This is a genomic window from Streptomyces sichuanensis (genome assembly GCF_020328095.1).
Lineage (GTDB): Bacteria > Actinomycetota > Actinomycetes > Streptomycetales > Streptomycetaceae > Streptomyces > Streptomyces cinnamoneus.
The window spans coordinates 1-2,555 of the sequence record NZ_JAIXMK010000140.1; the positions used below are offsets into that span (position 1 = coordinate 1).

Annotated in this window: 1 protein-coding gene and 1 pseudogene; both read right to left on the bottom strand. The window is 73.2% G+C overall.

Annotated features, from left to right (window positions below; all coding sequences use genetic code 11):
* A pseudogene (locus tag LE181_RS27985) lies at positions 1-271 on the bottom strand (hypothetical protein); the annotation flags it as partial.
* A 77-nt stretch (positions 272-348) separates the two neighbouring features.
* Positions 349-2,555, bottom strand: a 2,207-nt coding sequence (locus tag LE181_RS27990; protein WP_225664296.1) for a bifunctional FO biosynthesis protein CofGH, incomplete at its 5' end; no start/stop codon positions are given.

Sequence of the window (2,555 nt, forward strand, 5' to 3'; positions counted from 1 at the left end):
GGCCGCCCGCCGGACCCGGGGCGGGCGGGGGCGCGGGCACGGCCGGCTGCGAGAGGACCGTGGGCTGCGCGTGCCCGGGAGCGCCCGCCGGCGGGGTCTGGGCGGGCGGCGGCGAGGGCACCGCCGGCTGGGAGACGACGGTGGGCTGCGCGTGCCCCGAGCCGTCCGGACCCCACGTGGGCGGCGGCCCGAAACCGCCCTGCGGCGGCGTCGGCGGGTTCTGCGGCTGCTCGGGCTGCTGCGGCTGCTGAGGGTTCTGGGGCCAAGACATGCGGGACACCCTATGCGCCGCCCGTCGCCTCCGGACCGGGGCCAGGCGACAGAACGGCAACACTTGTGCGATAAGCGTCAGTCGCTTTCCACGACCGGCAGCAGCTGCGGCAGATGGCCGTCCGAGGCCAGTGCCGCCTCCTGCCGCTCCTTCGGCACCTCCCCGTACGTCGTGGTCCGTGCCCGGGCCGGACGGCCCGCCGCATCGGCTATGGCGACGAGGTCCTGGACCGAGCGGTACGAGCCGTAGGAGGAGCCCGCCATGCGGGAGATGGTCTCCTCCATCAGCGTGCCGCCGAGGTCGTTGGCGCCGCTGCGGAGCATCTCCGCCGCACCCTCGGCGCCCAGCTTGACCCAGCTCGTCTGGATGTTGGGGATGTGGGGGTGCAGCAGCAGCCGGGCCATGGCCGTGACGGCGCGGTTGTCGCGCATCGTCGGGCCGGGGCGGGCGATGCCGGCCAGGTAGACGGGCGCGTTGGTGTGGATGAAGGGGAGGGTGACGAATTCGGTGAAGCCGCCCGTCTCCTGCTGGATCTCCGCCAGCGTGCGGAAGTGGCCCAGCCAGTGCCGGGGCTGGTCCACGTGCCCGTACATCATCGTGGAGGACGAGCGGATGCCCAGTTCGTGCGCCGTCCTGATGACCTCGACCCACGTGGCCGTGGGCAGCTTGCCCTTGGTGAGGACCCAGCGGACCTCGTCGTCCAGGATCTCGGCGGCCGTCCCCGGGATGGAGTCCAGCCCGGCCTCCTTGGCGGCCGCCAGCCACTCGCGGATGCTCATGCCGGTGCGGGTGGCGCCGTTGACGACCTCCATCGGCGAGAAGGCGTGCACGTGCATGCCCGGCACGCGCTCCTTCACCGCCCGCGCGATGTCGAAGTAGGCCGTGCCCGGCAGGTCGGGGTGGATGCCGCCCTGCATGCACACCTCCACCGCCCCGACGTCCCACGCCTGCGCGGCGCGGTCGGCGACCTGGGACAGCGACAGGGTGTACGCGTCGGCGTCGGTGCGCCGCTGGGCGAAGGCGCAGAAGCGGCAGCCGGTGTAGCAGACGTTGGTGAAGTTGATGTTCCGCGTGACGATGTACGTGACGTCGTCGCCCACCACGTCGCGCCGCAGGTCGTCGGCGATGCGGCACAGGGCGTCCAGCGCGGGGCCGTCGGCGTGCAGCAGGGCGAGCGCCTCGGGGTCGGTGAGCCGGGTGGGGTCGTCGGCGGCCTGCTTCAGTGCCTGGCGCACGTCGGCGTCGATGCGCTCGGGCACCATGCCGGGGGCGGCCGCCTCGCGCAGCGCGTCCCAGTCGCCGTACACCTCGTCGAAGTCGTCGCGCCGGTCGGTGGTGCGGCCTTCGGTGTCGATGGTGCGGTGCAGCTCCGTGCGGCCCGAGGGGACGAAGACCTCCTCGGGCTCCTGCCAGGGGCGGCCCTCGACCACGGCGTCCTCGCGGGCCAGGCCCGTCTCCGGGTCGGCCAGCGCCCGGACGTGCGGCAGCAGCCGGGGGTCGAGCCAGGGCTCGCCGCGCTGGATGAATTCCGGGTAGACGCAGAGGCGTTCCCGCAGGCTGAAGCCGGCTGCGGCGGACCGTTCGGCCAGCTCCTCGATCTGCGGCCAGGGACGCTCGGGGTTGACGTGGTCCGGGGTGATCGGGGAGACGCCGCCCCAGTCGTCGATGCCGGCGCCGATGAGCCGCGCATATTCGTCGTCGACGAGGTTGGGCGGGGCTTGGAGGCAGGCGGAGGGGCCCATGATGTGCCGGGCGACGGCGACGGTGGCGACCAGCTCGTCCAGCTCGGCGTCCGGCATGCCGCGCATCGCCGTGTCCGGCTTGGCGCGGAAGTTCTGCATGATGAGCTCCTGGATGCCGTGGTAGGCCCGGGAGATGCGACGCAGGGCGAACAGCGACTCGGCGCGCTCCTCGTACGTCTCGCCGATGCCGAGCAGCAGCCCGCTGGTCAGCGGAACGGAGCTGCGGCCCGCGTCCTCCAGGTGCCGCAGCCGGACGGCGGGCTCCTTGTCGGGCGAGCCGTGGTGCGGACCGCCGGGCTCGCTCCACAGCCGGGTGGCGGTGGTCTCCAGCATCAGGCCCATGGACGGGGACACCGGCTTGAGGCGCTGGAAGTCGGTCCAGGTCATGATGCCGGGGTTGAGGTGCGGCAGCAGCCCCGTCTCCTCCAGGATGCGGATGGAGACGGCCCGTACGTACGCGATGGTGTCGTCGTAGCCCTCGGCCTCCAGCCACTCGCGGGCCTCGGGCCAGCGCTCCTCGGGCTTGTCGCCGAGCGTGATCA